This is a genomic window from Stenoxybacter acetivorans DSM 19021 (assembly GCF_000745895.1).
GTDB lineage: Bacteria > Pseudomonadota > Gammaproteobacteria > Burkholderiales > Neisseriaceae > Stenoxybacter > Stenoxybacter acetivorans.
In genome coordinates, this window is record NZ_JQKE01000011.1 from 47534 (window position 1) to 64064 (window position 16531).

At 48.2% G+C, this 16531-nt stretch carries 14 protein-coding genes and 1 tRNA gene; 3 read left to right on the forward strand and 12 right to left on the reverse strand.

All coding sequences use genetic code 11. The features are described 5' to 3' along the window. Position 1: 1 nt before the first annotated feature. The 9 genes from Q384_RS01430 to Q384_RS13070 all read right to left on the reverse strand — a co-directional run bounded on the left by Q384_RS01430 (position 2) and on the right by Q384_RS13070 (position 7296). Entirely contained in the window at positions 2-658 is a 657-nt protein-coding gene (locus tag Q384_RS01430) for an ABC transporter ATP-binding protein (protein WP_037585490.1), read from the reverse strand. Then, on the reverse strand, positions 655-1437 hold the full coding sequence (locus tag Q384_RS01435; RefSeq protein ID WP_037585493.1) for an ABC transporter permease: 783 nt from the start codon (positions 1435-1437) through the stop codon (positions 655-657). The genes Q384_RS01430 and Q384_RS01435 overlap by 4 nt, the downstream gene beginning before the upstream one ends. A 248-nt stretch (positions 1438-1685) precedes the next feature. Next, a complete protein-coding gene (gene ftsZ, locus Q384_RS01440) occupies positions 1686-2852 on the reverse strand; it encodes a cell division protein FtsZ (protein ID WP_037585495.1) in 1167 nt (388 codons plus the stop codon). A gap of 181 nt (positions 2853-3033) precedes the next feature. Beyond that, entirely contained in the window at positions 3034-4269 is a 1236-nt protein-coding gene (gene ftsA, locus Q384_RS01445) for a cell division protein FtsA (RefSeq protein ID WP_037585497.1), read from the reverse strand. Positions 4270-4316: 47 nt separating this feature from the next. After that, positions 4317-5063 (reverse strand): cell division protein FtsQ/DivIB, encoded by a 747-nt coding sequence (locus tag Q384_RS01450; protein ID WP_051940259.1) that lies wholly within the window; start codon positions 5061-5063, stop codon positions 4317-4319. Beyond that, entirely contained in the window at positions 5047-5961 is a 915-nt protein-coding gene (locus Q384_RS01455; RefSeq protein WP_037585498.1) for a D-alanine--D-alanine ligase, read from the reverse strand. Before Q384_RS01455 ends, Q384_RS01450 begins: the two co-directional genes overlap by 17 nt. Before the next feature lie 159 nt (positions 5962-6120). Next, positions 6121-6197 (reverse strand) — tRNA-Met (locus tag Q384_RS01460). Between the two features lie 118 nt (positions 6198-6315). Further along, positions 6316-7125 carry a cytochrome C assembly family protein gene (locus tag Q384_RS01465; RefSeq protein WP_037585499.1) on the reverse strand — a complete coding sequence of 270 codons (810 nt, stop codon included), beginning with the start codon at positions 7123-7125 and terminating at the stop codon, positions 6316-6318. Positions 7126-7128: 3 nt separating this feature from the next. Further along, positions 7129-7296 (reverse strand): hypothetical protein, encoded by a 168-nt coding sequence (locus Q384_RS13070; protein ID WP_156956387.1) that lies wholly within the window; start codon positions 7294-7296, stop codon positions 7129-7131. A 53-nt stretch (positions 7297-7349) separates the two neighbouring features. On the opposite strand from Q384_RS13070, the gene ffh reads away from it, so the two are divergent. The 3 genes from ffh to ubiG all read left to right on the forward strand — a co-directional run bounded on the left by ffh (position 7350) and on the right by ubiG (position 11287). Next, positions 7350-8708, forward strand: a complete 1359-nt coding sequence (gene ffh / locus Q384_RS01470; protein WP_037585500.1) for a signal recognition particle protein — start codon at positions 7350-7352, stop codon at positions 8706-8708. A 102-nt stretch (positions 8709-8810) separates the two neighbouring features. Continuing rightward, the gene (locus tag Q384_RS01475) at positions 8811-10559 is read left to right on the forward strand and encodes an ArnT family glycosyltransferase (RefSeq protein ID WP_037585502.1); all 1749 of its coding nucleotides are present in this window, start codon (positions 8811-8813) and stop codon (positions 10557-10559) included. Beyond that, positions 10556-11287: a bifunctional 2-polyprenyl-6-hydroxyphenol methylase/3-demethylubiquinol 3-O-methyltransferase UbiG gene (ubiG, locus tag Q384_RS01480; protein ID WP_037585503.1), complete on the forward strand. Its 732-nt coding sequence runs from the start codon at positions 10556-10558 to the stop codon at positions 11285-11287. The genes Q384_RS01475 and ubiG overlap by 4 nt, the downstream gene beginning before the upstream one ends. Positions 11288-11370: 83 nt before the next feature. On the opposite strand, the gene metE is transcribed toward ubiG, so the two are convergent. From metE to Q384_RS01495, 3 genes are all read right to left on the reverse strand, one after another. After that, on the reverse strand, positions 11371-13644 hold the full coding sequence (gene metE, locus Q384_RS01485) for a 5-methyltetrahydropteroyltriglutamate--homocysteine S-methyltransferase (protein ID WP_037585505.1): 2274 nt from the start codon (positions 13642-13644) through the stop codon (positions 11371-11373). Between the two features lie 225 nt (positions 13645-13869). Continuing rightward, positions 13870-15531, reverse strand: coding sequence for a dihydrolipoyllysine-residue acetyltransferase (aceF, locus tag Q384_RS01490; RefSeq protein ID WP_037585506.1), 1662 nt, complete (start codon positions 15529-15531; stop codon positions 13870-13872). 138 nt (positions 15532-15669) lie between these two features. Further along, entirely contained in the window at positions 15670-16491 is an 822-nt protein-coding gene (locus Q384_RS01495; protein WP_037585507.1) for an IS481 family transposase, read from the reverse strand. Between the last annotated feature and the right edge of the window lie 40 nt (positions 16492-16531).

The window sequence follows — 16531 nt, forward strand, 5'->3', positions numbered from 1 at the left end:
CTCAACATTGTTTTTGGTATGCCGCGATGCCTTCGTCCACATCGTCATAGACTTGTACACCGTCTTTGGATAAAAGCAAAGCCATATCACAAAATTTCTTAATGTCGCCCATGCCGTGCGACACCATTAAAAATTGGCTGGTTTCTTTGCGTTTTAAAATCAAATCACTGCTTTTTTTACGGAAAGACGCATCACCGACAGCGGTAATTTCATCAATCAGGTAGTAGTCAAAATCAAACGCCAGCGAAGTGCCGAAGCCCAAACGCGAGCGCATCCCCGAGGAATAGGTTTTTACCGGCATGTCGAAATACTTGCCAATTTCGGCAAACTCTTCCACGAAGCGGATTTTATCAGCAAATTCTTCGGGTTTTGCATACAAACGGCAGAGAAATTTTACATTATCGCGGCCGGTCATGCTGCCTTGGAATCCTGAAGCCAAACCCACCGGCCAAGAAATGCGCTGATCAGAAATCACTTGCCCTGAATCGGCGCGGTCTATGCCGCCGATGATGCGCAGCAAGGTGGATTTCCCCGCTCCGTTGCGCCCGAGCAAGCCAACGCTTTTACCGCCGGGAATATGCACATTCAAGTCTTTGAATAAATAGTGCCGTCCACTCGGTGTTTTATATGATTTGGTTAAATGGCTCAATTCAATCATGATGTCATCATGGCAGGTTCTCTGCCTTTATACACAAGCAAACCCACTGACAATACCACTACGGAGGAAATAACCAAATAAGTCAAACTGATTTCCGGTATTAACTGATAGCTGGGTACTTCGTAATGGCGCAGCAACTCAAACGCATGAATCAGCGGATTCCATATAATTGCCCAACGGTATTCTTGCGGCACAATGGACGGGGAATACATAATGCCGCTCATAAAATACAACGGGCGCAACAAAATGGGAATCAATTTTTGGCTCTCAGGCATGGCATTGCCCACCACCATAAAAATACAGCCAAGACCAAATGAAAATAAAATAACCAAAATAAATATCATCGCCACTTCCAAGAAGCGCACCAATGTAAATATTTCGCCCATCCAATGCAAAAAAATCATTGTAATGGCGTAGGTAACCAGAATAATCAGGCTTTCCAAAAAGGTGCGCGACAATAGGGTATCAATCGGGCGTACCGGGCGGTAGCTGAGCAAGCCTTGGTTGGCTTCAATGGCGGTAACGGAGCGGGCGGCAATATCCGAAAACAACATAAACGGAAAAATACCGTTGGCGAGAAACACGATAAAGGAAATTTCCGGCATCAGACGGTGCATAATGAAGCCGAAAATCAGATAGAAAAAGCCGATTTGTGCCAGCGGGTCAATCAATGCCCACAAATAGCCCAAACGAAATTTACCGAAACGGGTTTTCAGCTCACGCAAAAACAGTGACCAAATCACCCGTTTTTGTACCAGCCAACCATCAAGCAAAACCATACCGCTTCCTCTGAAATAATCGCGGTATCATACCAAAAATACCGAGCTTTAAATATTGATATGCAATAAAACAAGTACACATCAACAAAAAATTCTTGTCATTCGTAAAAAACAAGCCACTGCATTGAACAATATCTTTTCAGGCAGCCTGTGCAACAAAAAGGGCTGTCCGTTACAAAATGGATTCAGCCCCCTGATTATTTACCAATAAAAACAATCGTTTAATGGTCTATTTATTAGAACAGGCTTCAATCAGCCTGACGGCGCATCACTGCCGGAATTTCAAAGTCATCGAGCACCGATTGATTGGCAAAGTCTGCTGCCGTTAAATTCATATTGCGCGCACTGCGACCAGAACGAATCACGCTGCCAATGTCGGGCAAGCCGTCGGTTCCTGTGGCTTGCACCGCTTTAACCATACGCAAATTACCGGATTGCGTCGCTTTGTTTTCGTGTAAACCGGTGGCGATAATGGTAACGCGGATTTCACTTTCTTCCATGGTTTCGTCTTCTGCCGTGCCGTATTTCAATTCGGCATCGGGGTGCGCATACTCGCCGATCATACGCATGATTTCATTGTATTCCGACATTTTCAGGCAACCCGGAGCTGTGGAGATATTCACCAACACGCCGCGCGCGCCATCCAGGCTGACATTATCAAGCAGCGGACTGGAAATGGCTTGCTCAGTAGCAAGACGGGCGCGGTCAATGCCGTGTGCTTGCCCTGAGCCCATCATTGCCATGCCGGTGATGCCCATGACATTGCGCACATCGGCAAAGTCTAAGTTGATGATGCCGGGGCTGGTGATGACTTCGGAAATGCCTGCCACTGCGTTGCGCAGCACATTGTCTGCGGCAAGAAAAGCATCACGCACAGTAACATCTTCACCCAAAGCACTCATGAGTTTATCATTGGGAATAACAATCAGTGAATCGACACTTTTTTTCAAGGCTTCCAAGCCGTCTTTGGCGATTTGAATGCGTTTACCTTCATGCTCAAACGGGCGGGTAACCACCGCTACGGTAAGAATACCCATTTCTTTTGCCAATTCTGCGACGACCGGTGCTGCGCCTGTGCCTGTGCCGCCGCCCATGCCTGTGGTGATAAACAGCATATTGGCATCACGAATGGCATCGGCGATTGATTCGCGGTCTTCCATCGCGGCATTGCGTCCGATTTCGGGGTTGGCACCCGCACCCAAGCCTTTGGTGAGATTAGTACCCAGCTGCACGCGTTTGGGTGCACGATTGTTTTGCAAAGACTGTGCATCGGTATTGGCACTGATGAATTCTACGCCTTGTACGGCATTCACAATCATATTGTTGATGGCATTACAACCGCCGCCGCCAATACCGATTACTTTAATCAATGCCGGACCGGTGGCTGTGTCAACCACATCATAGACCAATTGCATGAGCGCATCCCCTCGGACATGTTGTTTGCAGAAAACGAGTTATTAAAATTTGATGAATAAATTTCGATTCATTATAACGATACTTCGGTAAATCCTGCAAAAGCATTTATTAAATCCTGCAAAAGTATTTATAAAGTATTTGTTTTGTTTCGTGAGATATATTCTGTGATTTAGCATCAATTTAATAAAATGTATTTTTAAGCCAATCACGCAATTTCACAAAAAACGATCCTGTTTCATCATTGTGTTTCGACATACTGCCCCAGTAGTGAAAATCACCGCTGGCTGCCTGAAGCAAACCGACGGCTGTGGCGAAACGCGGATTACGCACCCGTTCAGATACACCACCCAATTCAGACGGCACACCAATGCGTACAGGCAAGTTAAATACATCTTCTGCCAAATCAACCATGCCGGGCAATAAAGATGCACCGCCGGTTAATACGATGCCGGAAGTCAATACCTCTTCCGGAAAACCGGCACGGCGCAGTTCATTGCGGGTTACTTCCAAAATTTCTTCTACGCGCGGACCGATCACGCTTGCCAAAGTGCGGCGTGAAATTTGGCGCGGGCGATGATCGGCAACACTCGGCACTTCAATCATTTCATCTAAGCCGTCCATGTTGCCGAGTACCACGCCGTGATGAATTTTGATCTCTTCCGCGTCTTTATACGGTGTACGCAAAGCCTGAGTCAAATCTTTGGTGATGGAATCGCCTGCGACCGGAATCACGGCAGTATGGCGAATGGCACCATTGGTGTAAACCGCGATGTCTGTGGTGCCGTGTCCGATGTCTATCACGCACACGCCCAATTCTTTTTCGTCTTCGGTTAAAACGGCTTGCGCGCTGGCAAGCGGCTGCAGAATCACGGAATCAATGTGCAAGCCGCAGCGGTTGATGCACTTTTGCACATTTTGCATTGCGGTTACTGCGCCTGTGATGATGTGGATACGCGTATCCAAACGCACACCGCTCATGCCGATTGGGTCTTTTACACCGGGCTGGTTGTCAATGATGAATTCCTGCACCACCGTGTGCAAAATTTCATGTTCTGCCGGAATATTGACGGCTTTGGCGGTTTCAACGGCACGGTCAATGTCGGCTTGGGTTACTTCACCGTCTTTGATTTTCACCACGCCTTGTGAGTTTAAACTGCGGATATGATTCCCGGCAATACCGGTGGTTACAAATTCCATATGCGCATCAGCCATGGTGCGTGCTTCTTCCATCGCTTGCCTGATGGCGGCGGCAGTGGTTTCAATATTGGTAACCATGCCCGCTTTCAAGCCATGCGATTTCGCCTCCCCGATACCGACAACGTGGATTTCATTATTGGCTTGTATTTCACCGATTAAAGCCACGACTTTAGATGTGCCGATGTCCAGGGCGCAAACGTGCTTTTTTCCTTTAACCATAAATCTCTAATCCGTTTTGATATGAGTTGTTTCTCGGCGACTCTTGTTTATCGAACCATTGCAGCTGTTTTTGCAATATGGGCGTTGTTTTCTTTATAGCGTACCGCAAATCCGTCGCGGTAACGCAAATCAACATAACGAACAGCAGCTGCATTGTCTTTTAACACGCGATGCCACGCCAATATGAAGCGGCGTAAACGCAGTTCCGCATCATCTTTACCCAGATGCAGGATTATGCCGTTATCCAGCACAATTTGCCACGCCAAACGATCACTGCAATGTAATTGGCTGATGTTCAAGCCTGTTGGTTCTAATATTTGCCTGAATACACTCAGTTGCGGCACCATGTTTTTGATTAAGTCTGTCCGATCAACCGAGAGCACAGGGAAAACCTCATCACTTGGCGCAATGAATGAATTACCCTCTTTATCCACCAATTTCGGGCTGCCTGAAAGACGTGCCACCGGGACGCGTTCTTCAATGGTAATTTCAACCGCATCCGGCCACAAGCGTTTTACTTGAACGTTTGCCACCCACGGCAATTTTGCCAAAGCCTTTTGCGTATCATTCACGTCTGCTTTGAAAATATTGCCGTGCAAATATTGCTTGGCAACAGCAGCCACATCATCGGCATTCACACGAACCAGCCTGCCCGCCACTTCAACGCGCTTAATGGGGAAGTACGGTGAATTTACTGCCCACACAGCAACGGATGCCAAAATACACACCAATCCGATTGCATACAAGCCACGATACAAGCGGCGCAGCGCAGCGGCGTTATCCCACAGCCGCATGGTCTAAAATTTCAACACACAAATCCGCAAAACTCAAGCCTGCCGCACGGGCAGCTTGCGGTACTAAACTGTGTTGTGTCATGCCCGGCACGGTGTTGATTTCCAAAACATACCAATTGCTGCTGTCATCACGCAAAAAATCCACACGCCCCCAGCCGCGCCCGCCGACTGCTTCAAAGGCTTTGAGTGCCAAAGCGTTTACTTCGGCTTCTTCTGCTGCCGATAAATCAGACGGACACAAATAAACAGTGTCATCGCGCTGGTATTTGGCTTCGTAATCGTAAAACTCGTTGGCAGGAATAATGCGAATACTTGGCAATGCGCGATTGCCCAATACCGAACACGCATATTCACCGCCCATGATGGCTTTTTCTGCCAAAACAGCACCATGATAGCGTTTTAATTCAGGGTAAATCGCTGCCAATTGCCCCGCTTCCTTAATTTTGTGGACACCAACACTGCTGCCTTCTGCCGCCGGTTTGACAAATAAAGGCAAACCCAAACGCTGTTCAGCTACGGTAAAATTGGTGTTGTCGTGTAAAACCTCATAAGGCACATTCGGCAAGCCGCAGCCGGCAAACAACAAACGGCTGCGCAGTTTATCCATACCAATGGCACTGGCAGCCACGCCGCAGCCGGTGTAGGGCATGCCCAAAAATTCCAGCACACCTTGCACCACGCCGTCCTCGCCGAAAGTGCCGTGTAAAATATTAAACGCACGATTGTAGCCGTCAGACACCAAATCAAACAATGATTTTTCTTGCGGGTCGAAAGGGTGTGCATCCACGCCTTTGCTTTGCAAGGCTGCCACAATTGCCCGTCCGCTGTTGAGCGACACTTCCCGTTCACTGGAAAAACCGCCCATTAACACCGCTACTTTACCAAAATTCTGCGCCATTTTTTATTCCGCTGCTGTTTTGTCAGTTCACAAAAATATTCTGCAAGTACTTCTTTTAAAGATGGCATCATACAACGATACCAAATCAGATTGATACTCTAAATGGTTAAAAAGCAATAAAAAAGCCGACTTGCACAGCAAGCCGACTTTTAAAATAAATGGTGGCGAATCAGGGATTCGAACCCCGGACACAAGGATTATGATTCCTCTGCTCTAACCGACTGAGCTAATTCGCCGTATTTTTTAAACAAATCCGTTAAAAAATATTATTCGATTATTTTAATCAAGCTGACTGCGGATTGTCAAGCAAAAACGAATTGCTTTATGGCTTAAGTTAATTGCCGCAAAAGCAATTTACATGCGGTGTAAAATAATTTCCAGCACAAACTTGCTACCAATATACGCCAGCATCAAACAAATAAATGCCACAATCACCCACCACGCCGCTTTTTTACCGCGCCATGCCTGAAAATAGTGTTTTAATAAAATGCCGGCATAAATCAGCCACGACAGCACGCCGAATACGGTTTTGTGGGTAAACGCGGCAGGTGCGCCGAACACGGCTTCAGCAAATACCGTACCGCTGATAACAGCAATGGTTAATAAGATAAAGCCCGCCCAAATGCCTTGAAACATCAGCTTTTCAATACTCAACAGCGGCGGCAGGGCTTGCAGCATCGGCGACATGGCGCGGCGGTGTAATTGGCGGTTCAGAACCAATAATAATATTGCCAGTAACGCGGTGATGCCGAATAAACCATATGCCAGCAACGCAGAGCTGATGTGCAGCATAAACGGCAGATTTTGCAGATGATAAGCAGCCTGTCCGCCCGGCAGGAATGCCGCCAGCAGCATGGATACCGCCGCGCATGGATACAGAAGCAATTGTAAACCTTTGAGCGGATAGAAAAAATTGCCGCACCAATACAACAGCACCATCAACCACGCCACCAAACTCAATGCGTGTCCAAAACCGATAATCAATTGGCGGTCATGCAAAAGCGGCAGCCAAATCACGCTGGTGTGCAGCAATAACACCAAGGCCAGCACGGCTAATTCCGTGTGTATGGGATAGGACGCACCGCTTTGCCGCAGCCAAAACCGCCACACAAATACGGATAAGCCGATATAGAGCAAAGCCAAGGCCAGCAGCAGTAAATTCATATTTTAAAACTTTCCGAAATCCCGAAACTTCCCGCCGGCGGCGGCAAGGTGGTGTAAAATACCCGCCATTTTGCGGTGTTTCCGCTGATGGCACACACGCCATGTTTTCAGGCAGCCTGAAAACAAATTGGTTTCCACCGCACTTAATTTATTTGTGCGAATAAAAACCATTTGGATTTTTCATTGTAACAAAAAGCCGCCGCTTATGGCGGACGGGGATATTTATGTTAGACAACTTATCCGGTCGTTTAGGGCAAATCAGTAAAAACCTGCGCGGTATGGCGCGCTTGAGTGAAGACAATATCAAAGATGCACTGCGCGATGTGCGCATGGCACTTTTGGAAGCCGATGTGGCTTTGCCGGTGGTGAAACAATTTATTGCTGATGTAAAAGAAAAAGCCGTCGGACAAGAAGTAGTGGGCAGCTTAACGCCCGGTCAAGCCTTTATCGGTGTGGTCAATCAAGCCCTCACAAACCTCATGGGCAAAGAAAACAGCAGCCTGAATTTGGCGGCTGTGCCGCCTGCTGTGGTGCTGATGGCGGGTTTGCAGGGCGCGGGTAAAACCACCACAACGGGCAAGCTGGCACGATTACTTAAAACCGAACACAAGAAAAAAATATTGGTCGTGTCTGCCGACGTGTACCGCCCTGCCGCCATTGAGCAATTGCGTTTGCTCGCTGATCAAGTGGGTGTGGATTTTTTCCCGTCAGAAGCCGATCAGCAGCCGGTGGTGATTGTACAAACCGCTTTGGACTACGCCAAAAAACATTTTTATGATGTTTTACTGGTGGATACAGCGGGCCGATTGGCGATTGACGAAGTGATGATGAATGAAATCAAAGCCATTCATGCTGCGATTAATCCCGTGGAAACGCTGTTTGTGGTGGACGCGATGCAGGGTCAAGACGCGGTGAACACAGCGCAAGCCTTCAACGAAGCCTTGGCACTCACCGGTGTGATCCTCACCAAGATGGACGGCGATGCCCGCGGCGGTGCGGCATTGTCGGTGCGCCACGTAACCGGTAAACCGATTAAATTTATCGGCGTGGGTGAAAAAATTACCGGTTTAGAGCCGTTTTACCCTGACCGCTTGGCGGGCAGAATTCTGGGTATGGGCGATGTCTTGTCTTTAATTGAAGACGTGCAAAAAGGCATTGATGAAAAAACCGCTCAGGAAATGGCAAAAAAACTGCACAAGGGCAAAGGATTTGATTTAAACGACTTTAAAGCACAAATCCAACAAATGCGCAAAATGGGCGGTATTGAATCGATTATGTCGAAACTGCCGGGCGAAATGGGGCAGCTGGCACAAAAAGTACCCGAAGGCACGGCAGAAACCGCCATTCGCCGCACAGAAGCCATTATCAATTCCATGACCGCGAAAGAACGCACTCACCCCGCGCTCATCAAAGCCAGCCGCAAGCGCCGCATTGCTTTGGGTGCGGGTGTTTCGGTGCAGGAAGTCAATCAAATGCTCAAACAATTTGAACAATCACAGAAAATGATGAAATCGTTCACCAAAGGCGGTATGGGTAAATTGTTGAAAATGGCACAGGGCATGAAAGGAATTCTGCCGCAGTAAGGTATTTTCAGGCAACCTGAAATAGATAAACCGATATTCTTAAACAAAAGTAATTGTTATTTCTTAAAAACACCATTCTGAGACAACGGTAATCAAACCAATATGCTCACTTACACGCCGCCCAGCAATGTTTCAAGTACTTCAAACCACCGCAAACCTTATTTGTTGTGGTTGCTGGTGTTTGTGTGGCTGTGGCCGGGTGTATTTGCGCATGATTTGTGGTCAATAGACGAAGCGCATCTTTTTACGGTTATTGAGCAATGGCAAGCCGATCGCTGGGCGATACCCACGTTTTTCGGGCAAGCGGATTGGACAAGCTCGCCGTTGTATGTTTGGCTCGGGGTATTGAGCCAATCCGTACTGACCCCTTGGCTGAAAGATGCTTTTGCGGCAGTTCGCATGGTGAATGTGTTATTAACGGTCTTATCGCTGGCATGTATCGGCGGCGCAGCGCGATCATTTATCGGCCGCGGCTCGGGGCGGTTTGCGGTATTGATTTTAATCGGCTGCCCGGGTTTACTAACGCCGGCTCATTTTATGAGCACTCTGCCGCCGCTGCTTGCCGGTTGCGCAATGTGTTTATACGGCTTATCGCTGGCACGCACCCGCGTGATGATGGCGTGTTTAATGCTGGGCGGCGGCTGGGTGGTGCTGTCGGTTTCAGGCAGCCTGCTTTTGCCTTTGTTGATGATGTTGTCGGTGGGCTTGCTGTGGTTTCACCCGTTTTGGCGTTACCGCCGTTTTGGCTTGGTTTTGGGCATTGCTTTGTTTTTAACGCCTTTGTCCGAAACGGTGTATCACCGCCGTTTGGGCTTGGTTTTCGGCATTGCTTTGTTGTGGTCGGTGCCGTTGATGCTGATTTGGCCGCTGGCTTTGTGGCAAACCGATGCGGCTTTATTTCATCAATGGCTGCGTTTTCATTTATTTGAGCCGTTTGGCGGTTTGGGTGAGTGGCAAATGCGTTTCAGTTTGGGCTATTACCTCAAAAATTTACTGTGGTTTGCTTTTCCGGCATGGCCGTTGGCGATATGGACGGCATGGCGTTTGCCGTTGATGCGCTGTGATTGGGGCGTGTTTTGCGTGTATTGGCTTGCCTTGTTTGGGGTGTTTTTTGCCTTATTGCCGCTGCAATTTCAGGATTTATTGGTATTGCTGCTACCGCCCTTGGCATTAATTGGTGCCGCCAAACTTGATGCGCTACGGCGCGGCGCGGCGGCTTTTTTAAATTGGTTCGGCGTGATGACATTCAGCTTGCTGGCGGTGTTTTTGTGGCTGGGCTTTTTTGCGATGAACTACGGTTGGCCGACAAAATTAGCGGAACGTTCCGCTTATTTCAGCCCATATTATCGGGTGGATATTGATTATTTTCCGCTGTTGGTTGCGTTGGCCGGCATGATACTGTGGCTGTGGGCAATGACGCGTAAACACATTCGTGCGCGTCAAGCCGTTACGAACTGGGCGGCAGGGATAACTTTGGTTTGGACTTTACTGCTCACTTTATTTTTGCCGTGGCTTGATGCCGCAAAAAGCCAGCGGCCGGTGGTGCAGCACATTCAGCAAGTTTTCAATTCCGATGAAGTGGCTTTGCTGCAACAAGGCAGCGAATGCGTTAGCATAAACCGCACGGACTACCCCATTCGTATTGCTTGGCGGCAATACGGCTGGCTGAAATTAGATACAGACAACACCTATTGCAACTATCGTTTGGTCAACCGCAGCCCAAACCAAACCGCCGATTCGGGCTGGCGTGAAATCATTGCGGGTGCGCGCCCGCGGGAAAAACAACACATTTGGGCATTGTGGCAGCGTATTGATGCCGCACCCAATTTAACCACGGAGCAAAAACCATGAGTGGTATCGATCAAACCCAAATCAACGCCAATGTGGATCATGCGGAAATTGATAAATTCAGCGCGCTGGCACACAAGTGGTGGGACAAAGACAGTGAATTCAAACCGTTGCATGACATCAATCCGCTGCGTCTGTTTTTTATCAACCGCCACGCTTCGCTGAAAAACAAAACGGTGTTGGACGTGGGCTGCGGCGGCGGCATTCTCACCGAAGCCATGGCGCACTACGGCACAAAACAGACAATGGGCATTGATATGGCGGAAAAGTCGCTGAAAATTGCCAAATTACATGCTTTAGAAACGCAAACAAACAATGTGAATTACCGCTTAATCAGCGTGGAGGACTTGGCGGCAGAAATGCCTGCCGCTTTTGATGTGCTGACTTGTATGGAAATGTTGGAACACGTTCCCGATCCCGCTACGGTTATCCGCGCCTGTGCCAAACTGGTTAAGCCCGGCGGCTGGGTGTTCTTATCCACCCTCAACCGCAACATCAAATCCTATTTACAAGCCATTGTTGCCGCTGAACACCTGCTCCGCCTTGTTCCCAAAGGCACGCATGACCACAAACGCTTCATTACACCCGCCGAATTGGCTCGCATGTGCCGCACCGCCGGTTTAATCACGGCAGACAGCAAAGGTTTAACCTACAACCCCATTACCCGCCAATATCGTTTTACTGACCGTTTAGATGTGAACTACATGTTGGCTTGCCGTGTGGGTTGCTAGTATATTTGCTATAACCTAAAAAACCACTCGGCATGTTTCATGCTCAAGTGGTTTTTTTATCGCAATCAATGATGTACTGCGTGTTACGCGCTCAATTCGGTGCGTAATTTTTTCGTTACCGTCATCATGACTTCCAGAGCGGCAATGGTTTCCGGCCACGCACGCGTTTTTAAACCGCAGTCGGGGTTTACCCACAATCGGCGGGCAGGAATCACTTTTAAGGCTTTGCGCAGCAAATGTTCAATTTCTGCTTCGGTCGGTACGCGGGGGCTGTGAATGTCATACACACCCGGACCGATGTCATTCGGGTATTTGAATTGCACAAAGGCATCCAGCAATTCCATATCAGACCGTGATGTTTCAATGGTAATTACATCGGCATCCATCGCGGCAATGGCGGGAAGAATGTCGTTGAATTCCGAATAACACATGTGGGTGTGAATTTGGGTGGTGTCTGCCGCATCGGTGGACGTGAGGCGGAAAGATTCACACGCCCATGCCAGATATTCTTCCCAGCCGGCGCGTTTCAGCGGCAAGCCTTCACGAATAGCAGGTTCGTCAATTTGAATCACTTTAATGCCGGCTTTTTCCAAATCCAACACTTCGTCATTCAATGCCAGCGCAATTTGTTTGCATACTTGGCTCAACGGAATATCATTGCGCACGAAACTCCATTTCAGCATGGTAACAGGACCGGTCAGCATGCCTTTCATCGGACGTTTGGTTAACGTTTGCGCATAAGACGACCACGCCACCGTCATCGGTGTCGGGCGGGCAACATCACCGAAAATAATCGGCGGTTTTACGCAGCGTGAACCATAACTTTGCACCCAGCCAAATTGAGTAAAGCAATAGCCTTCCATTTGCTCGCCGAAATATTCCACCATGTCGTTGCGTTCGGCTTCGCCATGCACAGGAATATCAATGTCTAATTTTTCTTGAACGTCCACACAATAGGCGATTTCTTTTTTCATCGCGGCTTCATAATCGGCGGCACTCAATTCGCCCTTTTTAAAGGCAGCACGGGCTTGGCGGATTTCAGTGGTTTGCGGGAATGAGCCAATGGTGGTGGTGGGCAGCAAGGGTAATTTCAGCCAATCCAATTGTGCGGCAATGCGGGTTTCAAACGGACTTTTGCGTTGATCGGCATTGGGGCGCAAGTTGGCAAGGCGGTTTTTCACTGCATCGCGGTGAATTAATTTGCTGGTTTTACGGGCGGCGGCGGCGGCATCAGAAGCGGCAACGGCATCGGCAACAGCCGCTTTGCCGTGTTCCAGTGCCTGCTTCACCACACCCAATTCAGTTAATTTTTGTGCAGCAAATGCCAGCCATGTTTTGATTTCGGGATTCAGTTTTTCTTCCACGCCCAGGTCTTGCGGGCTGTGCAGCAAAGAACAGCTCGGTGCCAGCCATAAATTATTGCCCAATTTAGCGGCAACGGAGGTGAGCGTGTTGATAACGGCGGTTAAATCAGCGCGCCATACATTGCGCCCGTCAATTGCGCCGACAGACAAGATTTTATTTTCCGGCCATGCTTCGGCGAATACCGCCAATTGTTCGGGTGCGCGAACAGCGTCAATATGAACACCATGCACGGGTAAGCCTTTGAGCAGATTCACGTGTTCGGCAACAGAGGCAAAATAAGTGCCGAGAATAATGCGCGTTCCGGTGATTGCCAGCTCTTTATAAGTGGGTGCAAATGCGTTCAGCCATGCTTGTTCGGTATCCACTGCCAAAATCGGTTCGTCGATTTGAATCCAATCCACGCCTTCATTTGCCAATTCACGCAATAATTTTTGATATTCAGGCAGCAATTTCGGTAGCAAATCCAAGCGGTTTAAACCCGCGTCTTTTTCTTTGCCCAGCCACAATAAGGTGATGGGGCCAACCAAAGTCGGCTTGATGTCATAACCCAATGATTTGGCTTCACGGATTTGTGCAATCAGGTTTTGGCTGTTGGTTTTAAAACGGGTGTCCGTATGCCATTCGGGAACGATATAGTGATAATTGGTATCAAACCATTTGGTCATTTCCATTGCCATTTGGGTGGCATTGCCGCGAGCCAATTGAAAGTATTCAGGCAGCGTGAGTTTGGCAGCATCAAAACCAAAACGTGCGGGGATTGCACCCAGTGCGCACAATGTGTCTAACACGTGGTCATAAAATGAAAAATCGCCCACCGGCACCAGATCTGCTCCGGCTGCTTTTTGTGCCGCCCAATTGGCTTGGCGAATGGCAGAGGCGATTTGTTGCAGCTCTGCTTCGGCTTTTGTGCCTTTCCAAAACGCTTCAACAGCAAATTTCAGCTCACGTTTCGCGCCGATGCGCGGGTAGCCGGATAAGTGGAATGTGTGCATAGAATACCTTTGTCAATGAGAATATCAAAAAAACCTGTATTCAAAATCCGAAGTCGGCAGATGTGAATACAGGTTTTAAACTGTCAATTAAAACCATGTAACGGCAATTATAACCCAAAAAAGCACAACCGCTTATAAGCAAACGTTATGAATAACAACCGAAAATATTATGAATAACAATCGATTATTTTCAGGCAGCCTAAACAGCAACAGGCTGCCTGAAAATCACAGCAACACACGCCGAAAATCCGCCAGCAAATCTGCTAAATAGACCAAGAAACGCATACCAGATGCGCCGTCAATCACCCGATGATCAAATGACAACGATAAAGGACACATCAAGCGCGGCGTAAACTCATTGCCGTTCCACACCGGTTTCATTTGCGATTGGCATACGCCCAAAATAGCCACTTCAGGCGCATTGATAATCGGAGAAAATCCTGTACCGCCGATGCCGCCCAAGCTGGAAACAGTGAAACACGCGCCTTGCATTTCCTGTGGCATCAATTTGCCTTCACGTGCTTTTTTGCTCAAATTGGTGAGCTCTTGAGTCATTTCTTTCAAGCCTTTTTTATCGGCATCTTTAATCACCGGCACCACCAAGCCATTGGGCGTATCGGCGGCAAAGCCGATGTGGCAATATTTTTTCAAAATTAAATTGTCGCCGTCAAGCGAAGCATTGAAATCGGGAAATTCCTGCAAGGCTTTGACACTCGCTTTGATGATGAACGCCAAAGCAGAGATTTTCAGCCCGTCGCGCTCCCATTCTTTGTTCAGCTGCCGGCGGAAAGATTCCAAGTCGGTCATATCGGCTTCGGCTTGGTGGGTAACGTGCGGAATCATCACCCAATTGCGTGCCAGATTTTGCCCTGAGATTTTTTTGATGCGGCTTAACGGCTTGACTTCAATTTCGCCGAATTTGGCAAAATCCACTTTCGGCCACGGTAATAAATCCAAACCGCCGCCCAAACTTGACGGTGCAGATTCGCGTTGCTGCAATGCGTTTTTGACATAGTTTTTAACATCGTCTGCCACAACCCGCCCCTGCCGTGCACTGCCTTTAACCAAACGCAAATCCACGCCCAGCTCCCGCGCCAATTTACGCACAGCAGGACCTGCATGGGCTTGACCTTGCGGCACAGCAGGTACAACAGCGGCGGCAGAAGCTATTGTCGGTTTGGCAAGCACGGTACTTGCCGATTGCGGCAAAGCCGATACGACTGCGGACGGCGGAACGCTCTGTTCCGATTTAACATCTGATTTAGCAGCCGCTGCGCTACTGATTAATCTGACAATTACATTGCCTTCAATAACTTTATCGCCCGCTTTCACCAAAACTTCAGTGATTTTCCCGCCTTTATCTGCGGGCACGTCCATAGTGGCTTTTTCGCTCTCCAAAGTAATCAGGGTATCGTTCACCGCCACCACATCACCGACTTTTACTGCCACATCAATCACATCAACCGCTTTTTCACCGCCGATGTCAGGCACTTTGATTTCAGCGAGCACACCAACGGCAGCAGCGGGCGGCGGCACGGCAACCTGTTTGGTGCTGGTGTCGTCTATTAAATTAAATGCGAATCGCTCATTGTCGGGCAAAACGGCGGCTTGTTTGGTGCTTGTGTTGGGTGTTGCTGCAATTTGCTCGGTGGTTTCCAATTTAACAATCACGCGCCCTTGCGCCACTTTATCACCCGCTTTCACCAAAATTTCGGTGATTTTTCCGCTTTTGTCCGACGGCACATCCATGGTGGCTTTTTCGCTCTCTAAGGTGATTAACGTGTCGTTTGCGGCAACCACGTCGCCCACTTTTACCGCCACATCAATCACATCAACTTCATTATCTGAGCCGATGTCGGGTACTTTAATTTCTGCAATTTGACTCATTCGTTTTGTCCTTTTCACTGCGTGCACTGAGAACCGCCGCTTGGTTGTTCTCATCAAGCACATGGCTTAATGCCGGCACAGACTCAATATTCAGTAAATTCACTCTTTCAGGCTACCTGAAGAATTTAACTGTAAGAATTACCCGTGTTGTTTACACTTTTCATCAAAATAAAAATATTTCTCTAGTACCTCGTATGGTGTCGCTCCGTTAAGTGATTTATGAGGCTTCACCGTATTGTAGTAGTTGATGAAGCGATTTAGCTCCAGCTTTCGATGCTCACTGTTCTGAAAGCGTGTTTTATCGTGCCACATCTGCATCAACGTCCTGATAACCCGCTCTGCCTTACCATTGGTCTGTGGTCGGGCAACTCGGGTAAATTTTTGATTGATGCGATGTTCCGTACAGACCGCCCTGAAAGCGTGTTCCAACGTTCCCTTGTATTCTGTCCCGTTATCCGAGTATACGCAATCAATCTGATAAGGACATTGTTGCAACACATTGTTCTTTAAAAAATCTGCTGCACTGAATTGGCTTTTATCAGGATAAATGCCCGCATATAGTTCACGAGAAAAATCATCAATACTCACAAATAAATACTCATGGCGATTCGCTCGGGTTTGACCTGCCAATACGGGTAGCCGTTTGGTGTCCACATGCAGCATTTCACCGGGATAAGTCTTATTGTACCGCTGCGCCTGCGCTTTGAGTTTGTCTTGAATGGCTTTTTCTACTTTTGCCAAACGCTTCATGCCGTAACGAACTTGCTTGAAGCGGCGATTAGTGCTGTTTTTAGGCACGAATACCTGTAACCGCGCTTCTTTCAAGACTTTATAGATGGTGGGTCTGCTGACGCAATAGGTAGCCGCCAAATCAGAAACGCGGACATTTTCTTCTGTATAAAGCCGCCAAATTTCTTGACGCTGATAGGGCAGTAAACGGGTTCTTTTATGAATGTTCATTGCAGTATTTTCCTATAAATACTGTAAACAACGCTGGGAT

Coding starts and splice junctions, on each gene's coding strand:
- metE (WP_037585505.1), bottom strand. CDS start 13,644: ATGCACACATTCCACTTATCCGGCTACCCGCGCATCGGCGCGAAACGT.
- ftsZ (WP_037585495.1), bottom strand. CDS start 2,852: ATGCAATTGGTCTATGATGTGGTTGACACAGCCACCGGTCCGGCATTG.
- Q384_RS13070 (WP_156956387.1), bottom strand. CDS start 7,296: ATGGTTTTTATTCGCACAAATAAATTAAGTGCGGTGGAAACCAATTTG.
- Q384_RS01465 (WP_037585499.1), bottom strand. CDS start 7,125: ATGAATTTACTGCTGCTGGCCTTGGCTTTGCTCTATATCGGCTTATCC.
- Q384_RS01455 (WP_037585498.1), bottom strand. CDS start 5,961: ATGGCGCAGAATTTTGGTAAAGTAGCGGTGTTAATGGGCGGTTTTTCC.
- Q384_RS01450 (WP_051940259.1), bottom strand. CDS start 5,063: ATGCGGCTGTGGGATAACGCCGCTGCGCTGCGCCGCTTGTATCGTGGC.
- ffh (WP_037585500.1), top strand. CDS start 7,350: ATGTTAGACAACTTATCCGGTCGTTTAGGGCAAATCAGTAAAAACCTG.
- aceF (WP_037585506.1), bottom strand. CDS start 15,531: ATGAGTCAAATTGCAGAAATTAAAGTACCCGACATCGGCTCAGATAAT.
- Q384_RS01495 (WP_037585507.1), bottom strand. CDS start 16,491: ATGAACATTCATAAAAGAACCCGTTTACTGCCCTATCAGCGTCAAGAA.
- ubiG (WP_037585503.1), top strand. CDS start 10,556: ATGAGTGGTATCGATCAAACCCAAATCAACGCCAATGTGGATCATGCG.
- Q384_RS01475 (WP_037585502.1), top strand. CDS start 8,811: ATGCTCACTTACACGCCGCCCAGCAATGTTTCAAGTACTTCAAACCAC.
- Q384_RS01430 (WP_037585490.1), bottom strand. CDS start 658: ATGATTGAATTGAGCCATTTAACCAAATCATATAAAACACCGAGTGGA.
- ftsA (WP_037585497.1), bottom strand. CDS start 4,269: ATGGTTAAAGGAAAAAAGCACGTTTGCGCCCTGGACATCGGCACATCT.
- Q384_RS01435 (WP_037585493.1), bottom strand. CDS start 1,437: ATGGTTTTGCTTGATGGTTGGCTGGTACAAAAACGGGTGATTTGGTCA.